The following is a 19258-nucleotide window of genomic DNA, read 5'->3' as shown; positions in this document are numbered from 1 at the left end:
TCTACTTTTTGTTTGCTAATGTGTCTTGCATCAATAATGCAGGGTCAAGGCGTTCACCTTGCCAATTAAATCGCCAATCTAAATGCGGGCCGGTTACACGGCCCGTAGCACCTATTTCAGCCACTTTCATACCTTGTGTAATTTTATCCCCCACTTTTACATCTAGCTTGCTTAAATGAATATAAGTCGAGGTAACACCGTGACCATGATCTAAAATTAATGTGCCACCTGAGTAATATAAATCTGGTTCAGCAAATACCACGGTACCGCTGATCGGCGCATACACAGGAGAGCCTGTTTTATTTGCTATGTCTAAACCAAAGTGTGGTCTGCGTGGTTCACCATTAAAGTAACGCTGGCTTCCATAAACACCTGAAATACGGCCCTCGGCAGGCCTAAGCACAGGCTGTAAAAAGTACTCTAGGTCAGAGTTAACAGCGCGCGCTTTTCTTACCGCAACCGCTTCACGGCTAATACGTTCACTGACCGCTTTTGGTGGCGATACATATTTTTTTGCAACACCGGTTATTTTATCGATGTTGTAGTCACGAAGGGTTATAACTAAATCTTGGCTGTGGCTTTTACCGGTTTTATCTACCCAGCTTAATGTATGTACAGGTTTTGCATCACGGCCAAAACCAAATACAAACAACCCATTATCAGCAAGTTTTAACGACTTACCATTGAGGCTTACCGACTTAGCGTTATCTAATTGCCCAGTTACTAGGCCGCCTTGAGTTAAATGCCCTTTTAGCTCAAGCGCTATAGCACTAAAGCTAGTTGATACAATTAACGCTGACACTAATAAGGATTTAAGCATAACTAATTGACCCTTTGCCAACGCCTTCATAAGCGGTAATTTTTACGTCTTTTTCTGGATGCTGCAGTTTTACTTGGCCGGCAATATACTCAGCAATACATTCTACTGTGGTATCTATGGGTAAAATGTCGCAACGCGATTCGCTAATAGCCATTTCAAAATAACCTTGCGCGGCTGTATATGCAAAACACACGTCATCCTCTTTGGCGATAATGTGTTTTAATTCAGAGGCGCTGATTTGATCTTCGCTGGTAGCTAAGTAAATATCTTGCCATTTATCAGCCCACTGTTTTTGTAAACGAGGCATAGAGATACCACCTAAGCTGATCCCTATTTGTGAACGATGGCCATGAATAATGCGCTGGCAATTACCATCATGCTTTTTAAGGCCATGGCTGTAGTGGTAGTAAAAACTTTGGTTGTGCTCAGGCTTTAATACCAGTTCAATTTTTTCAATATTATCAGGAAGCTGTGGCAGTATTGTGGCAATTAAATACTCTGTGACCGACTCAATGGTTATCTTATCGGTATCTATCAGGCAAAAAGCTTGATGAGGCGCACTCATTGCAAGGTGCTTATTCTCACCAAATGTACAATCTAATGTTTTATGATCAGCAAATTCATTAATGCTACCGTTTATGTTATTTGGAACAGCTAAACGGTGATCAATACACTCATCAATAATGCCTTTTATTTGCTTTTTAACTAAGCCAAAGTCTAAAACCATAGACTCTTCATTTAGTTTGCCATGTAAAGTCAAATCAACAATCCAACTTTCGCCAACTGCACCGCGTTTATTGCATAAGTAAGAAAAATCAATCACAGTGAGTGAGTTAACAAAAAGGGTCATAAATTTCCTTTAAACTGATTAAAAGTCAGCCCTAATTATAATGATTTCTGTTAGTAATTGCGCGGTTTAATCATACTAAAATCAGTTGCATTGACTGATTGGCTATATTTAAACCATTTTTTAACTGCTCCGAGTTGTTTAGCGTACAAGTGTACGCTAAAGTACGGGGCAATTTCTAAGCAAAGATAAAGTGTTATGGAACCTAAAAATAGCTATACAAAAGAAGATTTGATCCTTTGTGGTCAAGGTGAAATGTTTGGTGAAGGAAATTGTCGTTTACCAAGTGACAACATGTTAATGATGGATCGTATCATCTCTATCACCGATGATGGTGGTGAGCACGGTAAAGGCCAAATTATTGCTGAGCTAGATATTGACCCTAGCCTTTGGTTTTTTGACTGCCACTTTAAAGGCGACCCTGTAATGCCGGGTTGTTTAGGCTTAGATGCAATGTGGCAACTGGTTGGGTTTTTCTTAGGCTGGTCTGGTGGCCCAGGTCTTGGCCGCGCATTAGGTGTAGGTGAAGTTAAATTTACTGGCCAAATTCTACCAACGGCTAAAAAAGTAACTTACCGTTTAGATATGAAACGCGTTATTAAACGTAAGTTGTTTATGGGCATGGCTGATGGCACTGTTGAAGTAGACGGCCGCGTTATATACGAAGCAAAAGATTTAAAAGTGGGCTTATTCCAAGACACTAGCGCGTTTTAATTTTAACGCACGCAACAAAAAAGCCTCTAACTAGAGGCTTTTTTGCTTAAATTCGTTGTGAGTTTATGTTTTATACATATTGCGATTTTCTATTGCCTCGCGCCAACCACCAAGCCACTCAGACTTAGGATCAACTTGTTGATAAGGGCAGTGCTCTTTTGAGCGACCAGCTAAACCAGCTTTAAAACCTTGAGAATGAGCTCTTTCTAAACGATCTCTTTTCTGTCTCTTCATCGGTAAAATCCTCACCTTTATATTTATATTTTTGTAGCATTAAGTTCATCTACATTTAATAAATAGCCAACAAAAATGTTTAATTCAAACACAAAATACAATTAATTTGTTTGACTTTAACTAAGCTGCTGATGCAATGATAAATTAATTTAAAAATAATTTTATTGCTCAACTTTAACCAATTTAACTTTATTAAAATGTTCCGATACATCGTTTAAAACACATAAGTGTCATATTTGTGACTAACAATATACCCTTAAGTTCCCAATTAATTTGTAATCAAAAAATGAACGTCAGAGCTGTTTTAAAAACATCCCAAATAAAAGCTTGATTAATTAAAACCGATCGGTCTAATATGAAGCATGAACAAAACACCAGCAGTTGCAACTAGGCGTGGCCGCCCACCCAAAATAGCCAGAGACAGCGCAGATACAAAAGCGCTGCTCATTCGTGTGGGCTTAGAAACCTTAACTGAGTTTGGCTTTAGTGCCACCGGGCTCGATACCATATTAAAAAAAGCAAAAGTACCAAAAGGCTCTTTTTATCATTACTTTAAAAGTAAAGAAGCCTATGGTTTGGCTCTTGTTGATGCCTACGACGATTTTTTTATAAATAAACTTAAATTTTACCTAGAGCAATCTGAAGTCCCCGCACTTGAGCGCATTGTTAATTTCACACAAAGCGCAATTGCTGGAATGCAAAAGTATGATTACAAACGCGGGTGCTTGGTGGGTAACTTAAATCAAGAGCTTAATCATTTAAGTGACGACTTTAAAACTCGTTTAATGCAAAGCTACATCGCTTGGCAACAACAATTAAAACGATGTTTAGATTTAGCCCAGCAGCAACAAACTATTAATCCACACATTAATACCGAACAAATGAGTGAATATTTTTGGGTGGGTTGGGAAGGCGCAGTAATGCGAGCTAAACTAACCCAATCAAGTAAGCCACTTACTTTATACACAGAAATGTTTTTACGCGCATTACTCAGTTAATGCATTTTTTATTACTAATTTAAAGACGATCGGTCTAAAAGGAAATCTAATGAGCAATTCTATCAAAGCTATTGTTATAGATAAGCAAGACGACAACTACACTGCAGCTCTAAGCACCATAAACAGTGACGATCTGCCAAACGAAAATGTATTAATTGATGTGCTTTACAGTACCTTAAATTATAAAGATGGCTTAGCCATCACGGGTAAAGGCCCTGTTGTACGTAGCTTTCCTATGGTGCCGGGGATTGATTTAGTGGGTACAGTGACTAGCAGCGACAGTGCTGAATTTAAAAGTGGCGACCACGTTATTTTAAATGGTTTTGGTGTTGGCGAAAAGCACTGGGGTGGCTTATCTCAAAAAGCGGCACTGAGCAGTGATTGGTTAATTCCCCTACCCGCTAACTTATCACCTAAACAAGCTATGCAAATTGGTACTGCCGGTTATACGGCAATGCTCAGTGTTATTGCACTAGAAAAGCAAGGCGTTACTCCCGAGTCAGGTGAAATTTTAGTGACCGGTGCTAATGGTGGCGTAGGCAGTTTTGCTATTTATTTACTAAGCCAGCTAGGATATCAAGTCACCGCTGCAACAGGTCGTATGGAGCAAGCAGACTATTTAAAATCATTAGGAGCAACTAATGTAATTGATAGAAATGAGTTTTCTAACCCTGGTAAACCTCTGCAAAAAGAACGCTTTGCTGCAGCTATTGATTCTGTGGGTAGCCATACACTTGCAAATATTTGTGCATCACTTAAATATGGGGGGGTTGTTACTGCTTGCGGGCTTGCTCAAGGTATGGACTTACCGGCCTCGGTTGCACCATTTATTTTACGTGGGGTTTCATTAATGGGTATTGATAGCGTTATGCGCCCTAAAGCGGATCGTGTTGAAGCTTGGGAACGTTTAGCTTCATTAGTTAATGCCGATTACTTGGATAAAATTTCAACTGAAATAAATCTTGATCAAGTCATTGAAAGCGCCGAGCAACTAATGCAGGGCCAAATTCGTGGACGTGTAGTGGTTAATTGTCAAAGTTAAGCATTTTTGCTACTAAACTCTCGTTATTAAATTTATAATGTTCGCTGATTTTTTAATAACGAGAGAACACCTATGAGCAACCAAGAACTTTTCAGTAATAACCCACTGCAAGGCGTTAAATTAGAGCAAGTGGTTGAAGAACTGGTTGAGCAATATGGGTGGGAACTCCTGCATGCCTACTTACAACTTAACTGCTTTAAAAATAACCCTGACATTAAATCTGCAGTTAAATTTTTGCGTAAAACCGAGTGGGCACAACAAAAAGTAGATAATTTCTATTTGTACCGCCTTAAAAACTTACCTCGCCCAGATGACGTACAATACGAACTGCCTCCACGCGACCGCATTATTCCTGAAGGCGATAAACCAGGGGAGCCTTGCGAGTTAAGCTTTTCTGATGCAAAACGTATTCAAGAAAAAAAAGCAGCAAAACAACGTGCGCGTACCCGTAAGCAACGTTCAAATTCAAGTAACCCGTGGGGTAACTAATACGTATTTTAGGCAAGAGTTAACAATAAACGTTAGCTCTTGCGTTACTGCAAACTGAAGTAATTAATAACCGCGGTATTTCCAAAAGTCGTCTTCAGTTTTAGTTTTTTCATTAATAAGATTAAATGTTTTATCCGCAATCACTTTCCCCGCTAAAGATAAGGTCATACGCCAGTCACCTATTTTATCCTCAATAGGCTCCCATACCGTATCGCCTAAATAAAACGACCAGTCGTTGTCTTTAACATATACAGTCCCCTCAAAAGGCAGCATCACTTCGCCATTGGTATCTATAATACCTGGGTGGTAAATACAAAAATGTAGTTTTTCGCCTTTAGCTTTTTTAATATTAACTATCAGACCAAATTCTACATCAAGTTCTGCTTTGACTTGCGTAGTGAATTGAGTAATTTGCGGTAGCGATTTACTGTCTTTGTCCCAGTGACTATATATGCCGAAACTTTGTAATGTAATTTGTGGTTTAGATTTTGCCATTGAACTTTCTATTTTTGTACTTTCAATTTTAAAACCACCAGCTTAAGCGAGCGGTTTATTAATTAAGTAGTTGTTTTGGATTTTTAGGGTAGTAATTGCTGGGTTGCTGCTCGCATAAACTAAACTCGCGAGTATTTTTATACGGCAACTTCATAAACCCAGCCACCCCCACGTCGGTAATATTTACCGCGTATTGCATAAGCTTATTTAGTAAACGTTTAAATTCTACTTCTTTGCTGGCATCAAGTAATCTGTAGTAATGATGAATTTTCATCCTATCTGGCAGCGCTTCAAAAATAATACAGCCGGTATGATGTATCTGGTTTAGCTCAAATACACATTTAATCACTTTTTTAGGCAGTTGCAATTGCTCATCGGGGTCTTTACCATCTTCAAAATATGAATGCGGACGCGTTACATCGCTGGCTTTTACATTAACCACTTCATAATCAAGCTCAGGTAACTGGTTAAATTTAAACGCGCCAGTGCCATCACGTTCTAACTGAATCGTTTTGCGGGCATCAAATAAACAACACTTAAATAAGCCTTTTTGGCTAATAGCCTGGGCTAACATTACTGTGTTGTTTACTGCATCGGTGAATGCGGTTGCGAGGGTCTCGTCATGCATAATGAGTGACGATTCAACATACAAAGATTCATCTTTCCAATGAAAGCTGAGCCCTCCTACTACAGGATATTTAGCTAAGCGGCTAATAGAGGCTAAAAACGCTTTTTCGGTATCCCCAGTATCAAATAAAAACTCTTTATAATACCTATCAAGCTGAGCATCGTTAACATCTAAAAGTTGTTGTTTATGATCGGCTTGGCGTAAAAATTGTTTTCTAGAGCTATAAACTACGGTTTCGGGTTCGGGGTCTTGGCTAAACCAAAACGGAATTGCCGCTTTAGTTTCTGTTTTTGGTAGTTGTGGTAAATACGCTTTTGCCATGGTTTCTATGTTACGCATAAAATAGTCGCCGGCTCTATCCCTTACACTACGCTCTTTTGAAAGCATGCCATCAATTACATTCGCCAGCTCTTTAGGTAGCATTAAACTACTGGCCGGTATAGCCTGAGCACCAAATCGGCAAGACTGCGCCGAGGCAAGTGCATATAGGGTTGATGCAACCCCCTGCTCATCAAAACGAGGGGATGACTTTTCACCCGACATTTGCGCATCACCTATAAAATACACATCGCCCATACGTGCGTTAGTGGTACTTAAGTCACCTGACATTAAATCCATAAAATTACTGGCAATTGGGTTTCCTTGTTCATCTACTTGGGCATAAACAGAGCTTCCCCAGTCAACCAATGAAAGCTGCTTTTCATTTTCATCCCACACCAAGTTAGAGGGTTTAATATCACCATGTACAATAGGCTGCGGGATTAAACCATTTTTATGACGACGTAAATCAAGCAACACATTTCTTAATTTAACCGCTAAGCTCATTATTTTGGCGGCCGGTAAGCGCCCTTGCTTTAGTGATACTTTTTCAAGGTCTTCACCAATAGCGCGCGCCATCATCAAAATGCCTTGTTTTTTTATTCGCTCAAAGCCATAAAATGTTGGCACTAAGGGATTTTTGATTTGCGAAAGCATATACGCTTCATCTTCAAGGCGATCACGTACACTTTGTGCGAGCGTAATTCTAGAAAACTTAAACACCCAAGGCAGGCCATGTTCATCATCCCCTGCAAATACAAACCCAAATGCCCCTGAGCCAATCATTTCTACCTTTTTATACCCAAGCAAAGTGAGCTGTTTAATACAAATATTAAGCCACTGACGATGTTTTTTTGCATCACGGTGTGACAGCAAATAAACCGACTGCTCTTCGTTGATATAAAAATTGCGAATTTCTTTAGCTTTCAATGCGGGTTCTCTAGGTTAGTTGTTAAAAGCGCAGTGTTACCTTTATATTTGATAGTAACGCGAGCATTGTGTGAATTAAACCTTTAAGCATGACAATATGTTTATCAAGCCGTTATGTCATGATATTTAGTAATGGTTAAGACATATATCGCTGTTATTTGCTATTTCGCCGTATCCTACTTAACCACAGCATCGTAAATAGGGTAAAACACACCTTTATATTATTCTTAGGTTAAAAAAATGAAACGTATTATAAAAGCCTCTTCAATCGCGCTTGCTCTGAGTATGTGCATGAATGCCCAAGCCGCAGACTTTAATTTTTCTTCAAAAGTGAACAGCGATGCAAATACGCTGGTTGTATTTTATAGCCAAGATGGAAATAACAGCCAATTTAAAGCGCTCGACAAGCAGTTCGATGGCCAATTGCAACGCGTTATTGATATAGAAAATTTTACCGGCGATTACGCTAAAGTGGCACAACTTGTTGCGCCAAGTAAAAGTAACTACAGCCGCGTTTTAGTCGTAGGTACTGGTAAAACTAGCGAGTTTGATAAAGCAAAAGCAGCTAAGTTAGGCGGTAATATTCACGCTCAACTAGTTAAAGCCAAAGTAGGCACTGCCAGCGTTGTATTTGAAGATGTAACCGGTGTAAGTGACAATGCATTACTTGCTGCTAACTTTGCCCATGGTGCAAACTTACGCGATCATCGTTTTGAAAACTATAAAAAAGAACCAAACACTGAAACAGTTAGCTATACATTTGATGTTGATAACACTAAGCAAACTCGCAAGCTTTACACCCAATTAGAAAGTATTCAAGCCGGTGTGTTTTTAGCCCGCGATTTAACATCTGAAGTCGCTACCGAAATGACACCTGTTGACTTTGCTAATGCGGCAAAAGAATTAGCATCTTTGGGCGTAACCATCAAAGTATTGGAGCCTAAAGAAATAAAAGAACTGGGTATGGGTGCATTAGAAGCTGTTGGTCGAGGTAGCCAGCAAGGTGCCCGTTTAGTGGTTGCCCATTATAAAGGGTCTGACGATGCCCCTATAGCCCTTGTTGGTAAAGGCATTACGTTTGACTCAGGTGGTTACAGCATTAAAACCGGTGCATCTATTGCACGTATGAAGTCAGACATGGCCGGTGCTGCTGCAGTGCTTGGTACAGTTAAAGCAATGGCGTTAGCTAAAGCTGACAAAAACGTGGTAGCCGTTATGGGTATGGCTGCGAATATGGTATCGCAGTTCGCTGTAGCCCCAGGTGATGTTGTTCGCACCGCTGAGGGCTTAAGTGTTGAAATTTTAAATACCGACGCCGAAGGACGCTTAGTATTAAGTGATGCTATGTGGTATGCACGTGAGCACTACAAACCAGAAATTATGATTGATGTTGCAACACTCACCGGTTCAAAAATCCGTGCTGTAGGCAATGAATACGCGGCAGTGTTCTCAGATGACGATACGCTAGTATCTCAACTAACGGTAGCCGGTAAACAAGTAAACGAAAACCTATGGCGCCTACCTTTAGGGTATAAAGATATGTTGGAGTCTGACATAGCTGATTTAACAAATGTGGGTTCAGGTGGCCCAGGTGCAACCACTGCTGCCACTTTCTTAGAGCATTTTGCTGGCGATACCCGTTGGGTGCATATCGATATTGCAGGTAATGCCTTAGTGAAAAAAGGTAAAGATGAACTTTCACCAGGGGGAACGGGGTTTGGTGTTCGCTTATTAAGCGAATGGTTATTAGCTAACTAATTGTTTATTAATACTAATAAAAGCGCCAAAGTAGGTTTACTACTTTGGCGCTTTTTGTACGAAAACAGTTTTATAGAGCTCAATACATCACTATTAATAAATCCTTAAAAGTGTGTTTATTATTTGATTTTGTTTGATTTATAGTCAAAGATAGAAGGAACAATTAGTAACGAGGTCAAAGGAATGAAAATAACCTACCTGCTCTACAGCATTTTTTATTTAAGCATTTGTTTTCTTTTCTATTTTGAACAGCTCTCCACCATTACTGCAGCAATTATAGTGATGTTATCTGCAATTTTTTATATAAAACCAGCAAAATCTGAATCAGCAAATAACAATTCGTCACTAGGTGCCGTGCAGTCGTTCAATAACAAAATTGCACAAAACATTACCAAAGCCACCTCAAAAAATGCCATAGGCGCAGCTGAAGTGTCATTTTATGTTGATAGCTTATCTAAAGAAATAGACGCTTGTTATAACGAGAGTGAAACTGTCGGGCGTGCCACACACGAGCTTTCACAAAATAGTACTGAACTCAGTGACAGCATGACCACTATTAATCAAGCAATGGTACAAACAGCGCAAGCCTCAAGCTCTGCCGATAGCCGCTTACAAACGGCCACCAGCCAAATTGATTCGTTATCAGGCTCTATAGATAAAGTGGCCCAGCAATTAGATTTATTATTAAAAAGTGCCAGTGATATACAAAGCATTACCCAAGTTATTCAAAACATTGCAGAGCAAACCAATCTACTTGCTTTAAATGCAGCCATAGAGGCCGCTCGTGCAGGTGAGCAAGGTCGTGGTTTTGCGGTTGTTGCCGACGAAGTGCGTAACCTTGCAAATAAAACCAATGAAGCAACCAAACAAATTGCAGACATGCTCACAGACATTAACGCCAACAGTATAAAAACCAATGAAGATATGAAGCAGGTTTCACAGCAAAGTATTTCTGTAAAATCAGAGCTAGAAAACGTGACTCAATCCTTTTTAACGATTAACCAAGATATTGGTGCCTCATCTACCGCGCTTGATAGTATGCATCAGTCTGTTTCGGCATTTCAGCATGCAACCACCCAAATAAATAGCTCAGTCACTAGCATCAGTAGTTTATTGGGCGAAGTTACTAAAAAAGGCAGTACAATTTCTCAGCAAGCGTCTTCTTTATCGCTGGGATCAGAATCAATATTTAGAGAGCTTGAAAACATAGAGTATGACGCATTCTTTAAACCAATCCTGATGTCGGCTAAACACGCCAGTAAAGCAATTGGCGAATGTTTTGAGGGTTGGATCCAAAGCGGAAAAATAACCCAGCAACAACTTTTTTCGCAAAACTATAAACCCATCGAGAATACTAATCCAACCAAGTACACAACCGATTACGATAAACTTACAGATCAATCACTGCCGGCTATTCAAGAACCAATACTGGAAAATAAAGACATAATTTTTGCAGGTGCCGTTGATACAAAGGGCTACTTTCCTACTCATAACAAACGCTATAGCCAAGCCCTAACCGGTAACTTTGAAAAAGATTTAGTAAACAACCGTACTAAACGTATTTTTAATGACCCGACAGGAATTCGCTGTGGTAGCCACACCGAAAGCTTTTTATTACAAACCTATAAACGTGATACCGGTGAAATACTGCATGACCTCTCGGTGCCAATTTATGTAAACGGTAAACATTGGGGCGGGTTTAGAATTGGGTTTAAGAGTACACATCATTAATTAATATAAAAAGGGAGACACATGGTCTCCCTTTTTATAGGTGATGTGTTTATTTTTTAGAAAACAGCATACGTTTAAAGGTGTTATCAGCCAAAATGTAATGATGAAATAATGCAGCCGCCGCATGTAAGCCTATTACGTAATAACCAACTTCGCCCGCTGTTTCGTGTATTTCTTTAATGGTTTTACCCAGCTCTTTGTTTTCACTTACCAATGGAGGCAGCTCTAAACCAAAAAATGGCACAGGTTTACCTGCCATACTTAATATTAACCAACCCGCAATTGGCATAGCAAACATAAACACATACAGCGCAAGGTGTACAAATTTAGCTAACTTATCTTGCCATTTTACAGGCTCAGGTTGTATAGCAGGTGCTGCACCACCCACTACACGCGCAACTACCCTCACGCTTACTAAAGCTAAAACCGATAAACCCAACATAAAGTGCCACATTTTAAAGGCATCACGGGTTTCAGTGCCTTTATCAAATAATTCGCGAAGTTCAATACTACCGTACACAGTCACAATTAAAATAAACATCAACCAATGCAAAGCAACAGAGAGTGTATTGTAATGAGTATCTGTATTTTTAAAATTCATAATACCTCCTAATAAACGCATTAAAGTTAAAAGCTCACTTATGCATATGAGTACATGTATACAGGCTAACCTTTAATCACTCACAGTTTAATGATCTGAAACATAGAATGAGTTAATAAGTCAGTTCAATAGTTTAATGATTCTGGAATTTAAGTATTAGTTATAATAACTGAGCAAGCTTAAAATAAACTTAAATAATAGGCATAAAAAAACGGCAACCTTAAGTTACCGTTTTTTAAATTATCACGCGTTTAAACATTAATAAACCGCAGAGTATTGAGTGCGAGTGGTTTTGACTAACCAACACTTGCAGCATTGGCTCTTTTGATGTCTGAAGTCAAGATTTACCCCCTTTTGTTTCGAGGGGGTGATAATTGTTTCTAAAACTGTGTCGGCGCACGAAACCGAGTAAACTGTTAGCAGTACCGCTTTAAATTATTGTTTACTAGCGTTTATTGTAGAAATGTTTGCTTATTGTCGGCAATACAAGCTTCCACTGATTTTGGACGGTTTTCTCTATCAATAACCCAACATTCTTTGTAAATAGAGCAATAACAAAGTTCTATACTTATTAAATCATCGGCTTTGACAAGAGCTTTTGCATTCTCTCCTTTGTAAGAAACTGGGGTAATGTTGCTTTGAGGTGACAATGTGCGATTGCTAAGGTGTGATTGTCTGATATTCTGAAATGCCTCTATTTCAATCCATTTTTTTATGTATTTAGAATCATCCTTCACTTTTGCATATTTTATCAATGCAGGGCCAGTTCCATTATTACTTACACCGTAACCAAATGAATCTTCGCTAAAACTTCTGAATATTTCCAACCTTGGCCAAACTGATGCTCTTGCATATTCACGATCAACATAGGCTGAATAAATTGACGTAAAAGCAGTAACTAACCCTATAAGAAGAGCAGATAAAGCAACTATCATCTCAGGGTTTTTATACCACTTATTATTATCCATTCTTTATTATTCCTTAACTAAAATGATGGCAAATACGAAGCCATTTAAAGCCTTAAACACCGATTTGGTGAGATAGCGTTTTTTTGAAACAAAAAAGACGATAGCTTTCACAAGTGATCTTCACCCGATAAAGTTGACACCGTCCACGTTTCAATTAACTGCCGATTCAAACTCAGCAGACAATTTATATCCTAAACTTGAATGCAATCGCTGTCTATTATAAAAATAGTCTAGATAACCCTTTAATTTTGACACCTCTTTATAAAAGAACTTCACCTTCGCCGGTTTACTGTAATTATTAAATGCTTTGGCTCTTAAACCGTTTTCTAGCATTAAGCAGGCAACACGCTTTTGGCTTATGTTCACACCTTCTTTTTTAGCGAATGAAATACGCGCGGGCTACCATAGGTTTGATAATTGACATTGAACACGTACTTTATTATCAACAACAAATTAGCATCTGACAGCGCTCTAACTAACATGATGAACTAACATGACACCCACTTTAATTTAACAAGCAAAAGCTAAGTTCTTATATTTATTTTATAGGTTAATAATTTATGCTTTACGACTACGTTACTTTCGTTTCATCTAGCAAATAAGCCATTATTACACTTGAATCTAAATTCCACGCATAAAAATAACTGCATGATGCAGTTTCAACTTTTCTACTGAGTAATTTATAGTTTATGCTAATAGCCTTTCACAATTACTTGTATTAGCTCGCCGTTTTCGATTCAAATTTTCACAATAACTTGCTTGTGAGGTCGGCCTGCCAACTGCGCCGTGAAATACGAGTGTAAATTGTGTAGTGAGTTTTAACCAGTTTTCAGGAGATATATTGAGTCTTTCCAGTAAAGGAAGTTGAGTGTTATCAATATGGCCGAGTTTATCCTTTCGCATTATTCTCCCTGTTAATTCAACTAATTCAAGATACGACTTAAGCTTAAACGGCAGCCCTTTTGGCATAATTTGACTCGGCATACCTGCAAAGCGAAGTAGTTGTTTTGGCTGCTTGCCTTCTTTTGCGTATATTAAGCGTTTTTGTAAACTGGTATGGTGAGACTCTTCTGGAGTGATAGCCATCTTAGCCCTAATAGGGTTTAAATCGACGTATGCAATACACGCGGCAAGCGCCGCTTCATCAAGGAGTGCTTGTGATTTAAAGCGACCTTCCCATAAATTTATAGGGAATAAATTTGAATGCCGTTAGGCAGCCCGAAGGGTGAGCGCCATGGATGGCAGCGAATAAAACCTGCCAGTGCAGTTATCTTCTTTATTTGCTCTGCGCGCAATGTCTTCATTTAACGACCGCATAAACCAGCTAATACTTGATAAGCGCTCTCGGTATTCCTTTACTGTTTGATTAAAAAAGAAAAGTTCGGCTTTGCTTAGCTTTTCGCCTTGTATGTACTTTTGCGTAAGTACGGTGCCTTTGCACAGCTTGTGCCAGCGAATAACAATCGCTTTATCATTTAACCTATTAGCTTTCTTATCATCTACATACAACACTAAATGCGTGTACTTCAGGCATCCTGCCTTCCGCCCTCCGGGCCAGCTGCGCTGTTGTAAAATGTTCCGACATTTTGCTGGTTACTCATAACAGCATAAGCACATACGTCAATACAAAATACCTTGGTTAGTGCGAGTAACTTATCTTCAACCCACCCTTCTGCGATGCTCATACGATTGACCAATAAAATGGTCTTCACCGCACAAGAAAGCACGACGAACGCAACGTGAAATACAGTGATAATACTTTGTATCAACCAAGCTTACTTGACGCTTTCTTGCGATTGCCATAAGACACCCAGCTTTTTTCACACTGATTAAAGCCTAGTACTTAGTTCGCCAAACTGCAAAAATTAGAGTGGGTGTCAGTTTATTTATTTACTCAACGCCGCAAACACTGGCGGCGTGCTGGCGCATTTTTTGCGCCTTTGGTTTTTAGCAAAAAATGCGACAGCTTTAGCCCTCCGCGTGATTTGCCTTGTTAAGTTGCTCCATCAGTGAGCCAATTACTAAATAATCTAACTCCTAATGATCCCAACACTGCTAAACCAAATAACGAAGCAATATGTTCTGTAGGGTTAATACCAACGCTAACTAACGAAATAGCATTACCAAGTGCTATTACAATTAAAATACAGCCAACACCCGCCCAACTAGATTTCGTATTTGAGAAAAATCTAGTTAATGCTATTAGTACAAGTGCAATTACGTCAATCCAAAGTGCCCATTCTAAAACTACATCTTTCAAAACTTCCAATTTTACTACTCCATATGTGTGTGCAACTTAACAATTTTGTCTACGACATTTGTCGCTTTATAAACCAACAAATGTCCATATATTACAATACATTTATCTTAACCATCTAATAAACACCTGTAAATAATTAGTTAACTTTAAGTTTTTTTCTTTAATTTAGAAATACACCAAAATGGTGGAGATCAGTAATATTGGACAAGACGATAAACACTGTCCATATATACAGTTGCTTTTTTACTAAAGATTCATGTCATGAAATCACCTTTTTTAACTATGATAGCCGAACAAATGTATCTAAAGCGTTATGCTAAAAGTACCGTTAAAGCTTATTTATACTGGATAGCTTCGTTTATTCGTTTTAACTCTATGAGGCACCCTACAACGATGTGAGATAATGAGGTCGAACTTTTTTAAATCATTTAGTCAACCAACAAAATGTTGCTTCTAATACTCAATCACAAGCCTTAAATGCGTTTAACTTTTTATTTAAAGAAGTGATTAAAAAGCCACTCTCATTATCATTAGGTTTTATTAAGGGTAAACGAGCAACTAAACTACCGGTAGTTTTAACGCAACAAGAAATAAACAATTTTTTAAAGTGTGCTCTGCGAAGCATTATTTACCCTGTGGATTACTTTATGGCAGTGGTATGCGATTAATGGAGGTACTACGTTTACGGATACATCAGCCCTTTTTCAAAATTATAAATGTCCGACTTAAAACAAAAAAAGCACAACCCAAAAGGCTGTGCTTTTTAATCAACTAACACTCATACGTTTATAAACATTAGTTTACAAACGAATACCGCCGTCTATCTCTACTACACGGCCAGTAAAAAAGTCGTTTTCGATAATATACTGTGCGGTATGGGCTATTTCAGCGGTTTCACCTAAGCGCCCTACGGGCGTTACAGCAAGCATGCGTTGTTTTGCTTCGGGCTTCATTACATCGGTCATTGCGGTGCTAATAACACCTGGGGCAATGGCGCCAACGCGAATACCAAAACGGCCAAGCTCTTTAGCCCATGTAGTGGTTAGTGCCACAACACCGGCTTTTGAGGCAGCATAGTTAGTTTGGCCAATATTACCCGCACGCGCTACGCTCGACATATTTACAATTACGCCACCTTTGCCTGATTCAATCATGTGGCTTGCAGCTTCGCGCCCTGCTAAAAATACACCTGTTAGGTTAACGTCAATCACTGATTGAAATTGTTCAAGCGACATTTTTTTAACCACTTTGCCGTCTTTGGCTTTTATAAACATACCATCGCGTAAAATGCCGGCGTTATTAATTAATACCCCAATGTGGCCAAAGTCACTGTTAATAGTATTAAAAACGTCTTCAACTTCGCTCTCAACGGTTACATTGGCGCTGTAGCCTTTAATAGTGCCTGTTACGCCTGCTAATGCAGATAGTTGCTCGGTTGCTTCATTTAATTGGGCTTGCGCCATATCAATTAAGGCAATATTAGCGCCCATTAAGGCAAACTTTTGCGCCATTGCAAAACCTAAGCCTTGTGCGCCACCGGTAATAACTACGGTATTATTTTTTATTTCCACAATACTTTCCTACTTCGAAAACAATTTAAAAATGGCACTAAAATCATCACTGCCTGCACCTTGGTGCTGCATCATAGTGTATAAATTTTTAGCCATTGAGCCCATTGGCGTCAGTGAATTACTTTGTTGCGCCGCTTCCATAGCAAGGCCTAAATCTTTAGCCATTAAATCAACCATAAAGCCGGGTTTATAGTCGTTACTAGCTGGTGCGGTTTCCATAACACCTGGGCAGGGGTTATAAAGTTCTAACGTCCAGTTACGACCCGAACTTGCGCTCATTATGTCGCTGAGTACTTTTGCGTCGAGGCCGTTATTAATGCCCATTTGAATGGCTTCACTGGTGCCTGCCATTAAAATACTCAACAGCATATTGTTACATATTTTGGCAACTTGCCCAGCACCAATATCACCAGCATGGAATATGTTTTTACCCATATCGACTAATACAGTATTGGCTTTATCGAATGCAGCTTGCTCACCACCAACGATAAACGTAAGCGTTCCTGCTGTTGCACCTGCTACACCACCCGATACCGGTGCATCAACAAACGCAATACCTTGCTCACTTAGGGCATGGCCAACGTCACGTGCTGATTGTGCATCTATAGTTGAACAATCAATCACTAAGGTACTTTTACTCAGTACTTTAATTAAACCCGATTGCTCGTCTGTGCCTAAATAAAGTGATTTAACATGTTTGCTTGCCGGTAGCATGCTAATTAGCACATCAGCCTCGTGAGCACAGTCACTGGCGCTTTGCGCCGCACTAGCCCCATGATTCACAAGCTCTTTCACGGCCTCTGCACTTAAGTCAAACACGCGCACACTGTGGCCTGCTTTAACTAAGTTTGCTGCCATTGGGCCGCCCATGTTTCCTAAACCAATAAATCCTATATTAAGTTTACTCATCGCTTTACCCTTGTAAATTTAGTTGTGAAAAGTACGGCTCTAGCGGATGTTGCTCGCCAAAGCGGTTTGCAAAAAAGCTCTCTACTACTTCTTTTGGTACATCAGCTAACGATTTAAACTGCCACTGTGGCGCACCATCTTTATCGATTAGTAAGGCACGTACACCTTCTTGAAACTCGCCCACTTCACCGGCACGAACCGACATGCCCAATTCCATTTTAAAACACTCAGCTAAGTTTTTACCTTTGCTATGTTTGAGCTGCTCACTTACTAAGGCACAACTTAAAGGGCAACCATGCGCCAACGATTTTTGTGCACGTTGTAGCCATTTGTCATCTGTGGTTAGGTTTAAAATGTAATCTACCTGCTGCTGTAAGGTGTCAAAGTCGCCTAACTTTTGAATTAGCGATAAGTTGGCTTTTAAATTGCCTTTAGGCATACGGCTAGAGTTGTTATCTAACTCAATAAGCAAGTTACTTAGCTTGTCGTGGTTTAAACTTGCTGTTTTACCCCATTTAGTATTGAGTAACGCTTCAACAAGCTCTGGGTATTTATCGGCATTTACAAAGTGATCGGCAAGCGATACAAGCTTAGCGTCTTCACAATTTATTGATGCCGAGGTCAGCCCTAAAAACAAACCAACATGCGCAGGCATTTTATGTAAAAAATAACTGCCACCTACATCAGGGTAAAGACCAATGGTTTGCTCTGGCATAGCAATGCGTGATGTTTCAGTCACTACGCGATGACTGGCACCGGCCATTAAACCTAAACCGCCGCCCATTACAATCCCGTTACCCCACACTAAAATGGGTTTGTTGTAACAGTGAATTAGGTAATCGAGCTGATACTCTTGAGTAAAAAATTCTTCAACCAGTGAGCTCGGTTTTCCCTCACTCATTGCTTTGTGTAAGCTCACTACATCGCCACCGGCACAAAATGCTTTTTCACCAGTGCCTTTAAGAACCACTAATGCAATGTTATCGTCTTTGTCCCATTGCTGTAGTTGCGGCTCGAGTAAGCTGATCATTTCAAAATTAAGGGCATTTAACGATTTAGGCGCATTTAAGGTTGCAAAACCAATGAGTCGGCCATTGTCTGTGGTTGCTGTTTCAAATACCACGGCAGCATCAGCTGAATTTAAACGAGTAAGTTCTGTCATTAGCCATTCACCCAAATAGCTTTACGTTTTTCTAAAAAGGCGTTCACGCCCTCTTGCTGATCTTCGGTATCAAATAAACCAACAAACAGTTCACGCTCCAGTGGCAATGTATTCGCCATTGGTTGATGACGCCCTTTTTGAATCAAGGTTTTACATGCAGCAACCGACGATGGACTTTGCTCTGCTACTTGGTTTGCCAGTTTTAATGCTGCGGCAAAGCTTTCACCTTGTGCAACCACTTCTTCCACTAAGCCAATTTGTAGGGCTTTATCGGCTTTTAAGCGCTCACCGCATAAAATCATGCGTTTTGCCCAGCCCTCGCCAACAAGCCATGCTAAGTTTTGCGTTCCACCAGCACACGGTAATAAACCCACTTTTGCTTCAGGTAACGCCATTTGTGCTTGCTCTTCTGCAATACGAATATCACAAGCAAGCGCTACTTCAAGGCCGCCACCCATTGCATAGCCATTAATGGCTGCAACCGACACACCTCTAAAATTAGTTAGCGCTTCAAACGCTTCACCAAATACACGTGACATATCTGCAGCTACACCTTTATCGCCACTGGCAAATACATTTAGGTCGGCACCGGCGCTAAAGAACTTCTCGCCTTCACCAGTCAGTACTAACGCATAAATATTTTTATTGGTATTTAATTGGTTAACCGTGTCTTTAAGCGCCACTAAGGTGTCTTTCGTCCAGGTATTCGCTGGCGGATTCGACATGGTTAAAATAGCTACATGGCCTTCAATAGTTAACTCAATGCTAGGATTTGACATACTA

Annotated in this window: 18 protein-coding genes and 3 pseudogenes; 7 read left to right on the top strand and 14 right to left on the bottom strand. The window is 39.7% G+C overall.

Features of this window, described 5'->3' with window-relative positions; genetic code table 11:
* Position 1: 1 nt before the first annotated feature.
* Entirely contained in the window at positions 2–820 is an 819-nt protein-coding gene (locus tag PTET_RS07890) for a M23 family metallopeptidase (RefSeq protein WP_096038419.1), read from the bottom strand.
* On the bottom strand, positions 813–1670 hold the full coding sequence (locus PTET_RS07885) for a 6-carboxytetrahydropterin synthase (RefSeq protein WP_096038418.1): 858 nt from the start codon (positions 1668–1670) through the stop codon (positions 813–815). The genes PTET_RS07890 and PTET_RS07885 overlap by 8 nt, the downstream gene beginning before the upstream one ends.
* A 195-nt stretch (positions 1671–1865) precedes the next feature.
* On the opposite strand from PTET_RS07885, the gene fabA reads away from it, so the two are divergent.
* Positions 1866–2381, top strand: coding sequence for a bifunctional 3-hydroxydecanoyl-ACP dehydratase/trans-2-decenoyl-ACP isomerase (fabA, locus tag PTET_RS07880; RefSeq protein WP_008114654.1), 516 nt, complete (start codon positions 1866–1868; stop codon positions 2379–2381).
* A gap of 63 nt (positions 2382–2444) precedes the next feature.
* Here fabA and rmf read toward each other — a convergent pair whose 3' ends face one another.
* Positions 2445–2615 (bottom strand): ribosome modulation factor, encoded by a 171-nt coding sequence (gene rmf, locus PTET_RS07875; RefSeq protein ID WP_008114656.1) that lies wholly within the window; start codon positions 2613–2615, stop codon positions 2445–2447.
* 362 nt (positions 2616–2977) lie between these two features.
* Between rmf and acuR the strand changes: the two genes are divergently transcribed.
* The 3 genes from acuR to PTET_RS07860 all read left to right on the top strand — a co-directional run bounded on the left by acuR (position 2978) and on the right by PTET_RS07860 (position 5144).
* The gene (acuR, locus tag PTET_RS07870; RefSeq protein ID WP_016900341.1) at positions 2978–3613 is read left to right on the top strand and encodes an acrylate utilization transcriptional regulator AcuR; all 636 of its coding nucleotides are present in this window, start codon (positions 2978–2980) and stop codon (positions 3611–3613) included.
* 49 nt (positions 3614–3662) lie between these two features.
* Complete coding sequence (gene acuI, locus PTET_RS07865) at positions 3663–4655, top strand: acrylyl-CoA reductase (NADPH) (protein ID WP_058154590.1); 993 nt, start codon at positions 3663–3665, stop codon at positions 4653–4655.
* Between the two features lie 72 nt (positions 4656–4727).
* Positions 4728–5144 (top strand): VF530 family protein, encoded by a 417-nt coding sequence (locus PTET_RS07860; protein ID WP_008114664.1) that lies wholly within the window; start codon positions 4728–4730, stop codon positions 5142–5144.
* Between the two features lie 63 nt (positions 5145–5207).
* Here PTET_RS07860 and PTET_RS07855 read toward each other — a convergent pair whose 3' ends face one another.
* Positions 5208–5639 (bottom strand): DUF3859 domain-containing protein, encoded by a 432-nt coding sequence (locus PTET_RS07855; protein ID WP_013464918.1) that lies wholly within the window; start codon positions 5637–5639, stop codon positions 5208–5210.
* 58 nt (positions 5640–5697) lie between these two features.
* On the bottom strand, positions 5698–7515 hold the full coding sequence (locus PTET_RS07850) for a protein kinase domain-containing protein (RefSeq protein ID WP_013464917.1): 1818 nt from the start codon (positions 7513–7515) through the stop codon (positions 5698–5700).
* A 240-nt stretch (positions 7516–7755) separates the two neighbouring features.
* Here PTET_RS07850 and PTET_RS07845 point away from each other — a divergent pair, with 240 nt between their 5' ends.
* Entirely contained in the window at positions 7756–9273 is a 1518-nt protein-coding gene (locus PTET_RS07845; protein WP_013464916.1) for a leucyl aminopeptidase, read from the top strand.
* A gap of 183 nt (positions 9274–9456) precedes the next feature.
* The gene (locus PTET_RS07840) at positions 9457–11004 is read left to right on the top strand and encodes a methyl-accepting chemotaxis protein (RefSeq protein WP_013464915.1); all 1548 of its coding nucleotides are present in this window, start codon (positions 9457–9459) and stop codon (positions 11002–11004) included.
* 49 nt (positions 11005–11053) lie between these two features.
* Here the strand turns inward: PTET_RS07840 and PTET_RS07835 are convergent, their stop codons facing one another.
* The 5 genes and pseudogenes from PTET_RS07835 to PTET_RS07815 all read right to left on the bottom strand — a co-directional run bounded on the left by PTET_RS07835 (position 11054) and on the right by PTET_RS07815 (position 14842).
* Positions 11054–11605, bottom strand: a complete 552-nt coding sequence (locus tag PTET_RS07835; protein WP_013464914.1) for a cytochrome b — start codon at positions 11603–11605, stop codon at positions 11054–11056.
* A 452-nt stretch (positions 11606–12057) separates the two neighbouring features.
* Positions 12058–12573, bottom strand: coding sequence for a hypothetical protein (locus tag PTET_RS07830; RefSeq protein ID WP_013464913.1), 516 nt, complete (start codon positions 12571–12573; stop codon positions 12058–12060).
* A 252-nt stretch (positions 12574–12825) separates the two neighbouring features.
* Positions 12826–13049: pseudogene (locus PTET_RS07825) on the bottom strand (IS3 family transposase); the annotation flags it as partial.
* Between the two features lie 211 nt (positions 13050–13260).
* Positions 13261–14376, bottom strand: a pseudogene (locus tag PTET_RS07820) (transposase).
* A 190-nt stretch (positions 14377–14566) separates the two neighbouring features.
* Complete coding sequence (locus PTET_RS07815) at positions 14567–14842, bottom strand: hypothetical protein (protein WP_013464909.1); 276 nt, start codon at positions 14840–14842, stop codon at positions 14567–14569.
* A 252-nt stretch (positions 14843–15094) separates the two neighbouring features.
* On the opposite strand from PTET_RS07815, the pseudogene PTET_RS19290 reads away from it, so the two are divergent.
* Positions 15095–15531: pseudogene (locus PTET_RS19290) on the top strand (phage integrase N-terminal SAM-like domain-containing protein); the annotation flags it as partial.
* Positions 15532–15633: 102 nt separating this feature from the next.
* Here PTET_RS19290 and PTET_RS07805 read toward each other — a convergent pair.
* Genes PTET_RS07805 through PTET_RS07790 form a run of 4 tightly spaced genes read right to left on the bottom strand, consistent with a single transcriptional unit; the run spans position 15634 to position 19254 of the window.
* Positions 15634–16404 carry an SDR family oxidoreductase gene (locus tag PTET_RS07805; protein ID WP_013464908.1) on the bottom strand — a complete coding sequence of 257 codons (771 nt, stop codon included), beginning with the start codon at positions 16402–16404 and terminating at the stop codon, positions 15634–15636.
* A 9-nt stretch (positions 16405–16413) separates the two neighbouring features.
* Complete coding sequence (mmsB, locus tag PTET_RS07800; RefSeq protein WP_013464907.1) at positions 16414–17313, bottom strand: 3-hydroxyisobutyrate dehydrogenase; 900 nt, start codon at positions 17311–17313, stop codon at positions 16414–16416.
* 4 nt (positions 17314–17317) lie between these two features.
* Positions 17318–18475 (bottom strand): enoyl-CoA hydratase/isomerase family protein, encoded by a 1158-nt coding sequence (locus PTET_RS07795; protein WP_013464906.1) that lies wholly within the window; start codon positions 18473–18475, stop codon positions 17318–17320.
* A complete protein-coding gene (locus PTET_RS07790) occupies positions 18475–19254 on the bottom strand; it encodes an enoyl-CoA hydratase (RefSeq protein ID WP_013464905.1) in 780 nt (259 codons plus the stop codon). Before PTET_RS07790 ends, PTET_RS07795 begins: the two co-directional genes overlap by 1 nt.
* Positions 19255–19258 lie beyond the last annotated feature (4 nt).

It is taken from the genome of Pseudoalteromonas tetraodonis, from assembly GCF_002310835.1.
Classification (GTDB): Bacteria; Pseudomonadota; Gammaproteobacteria; order Enterobacterales; family Alteromonadaceae; genus Pseudoalteromonas; species Pseudoalteromonas tetraodonis.
This window is presented reverse-complemented; position numbering and strand designations above follow the sequence as displayed.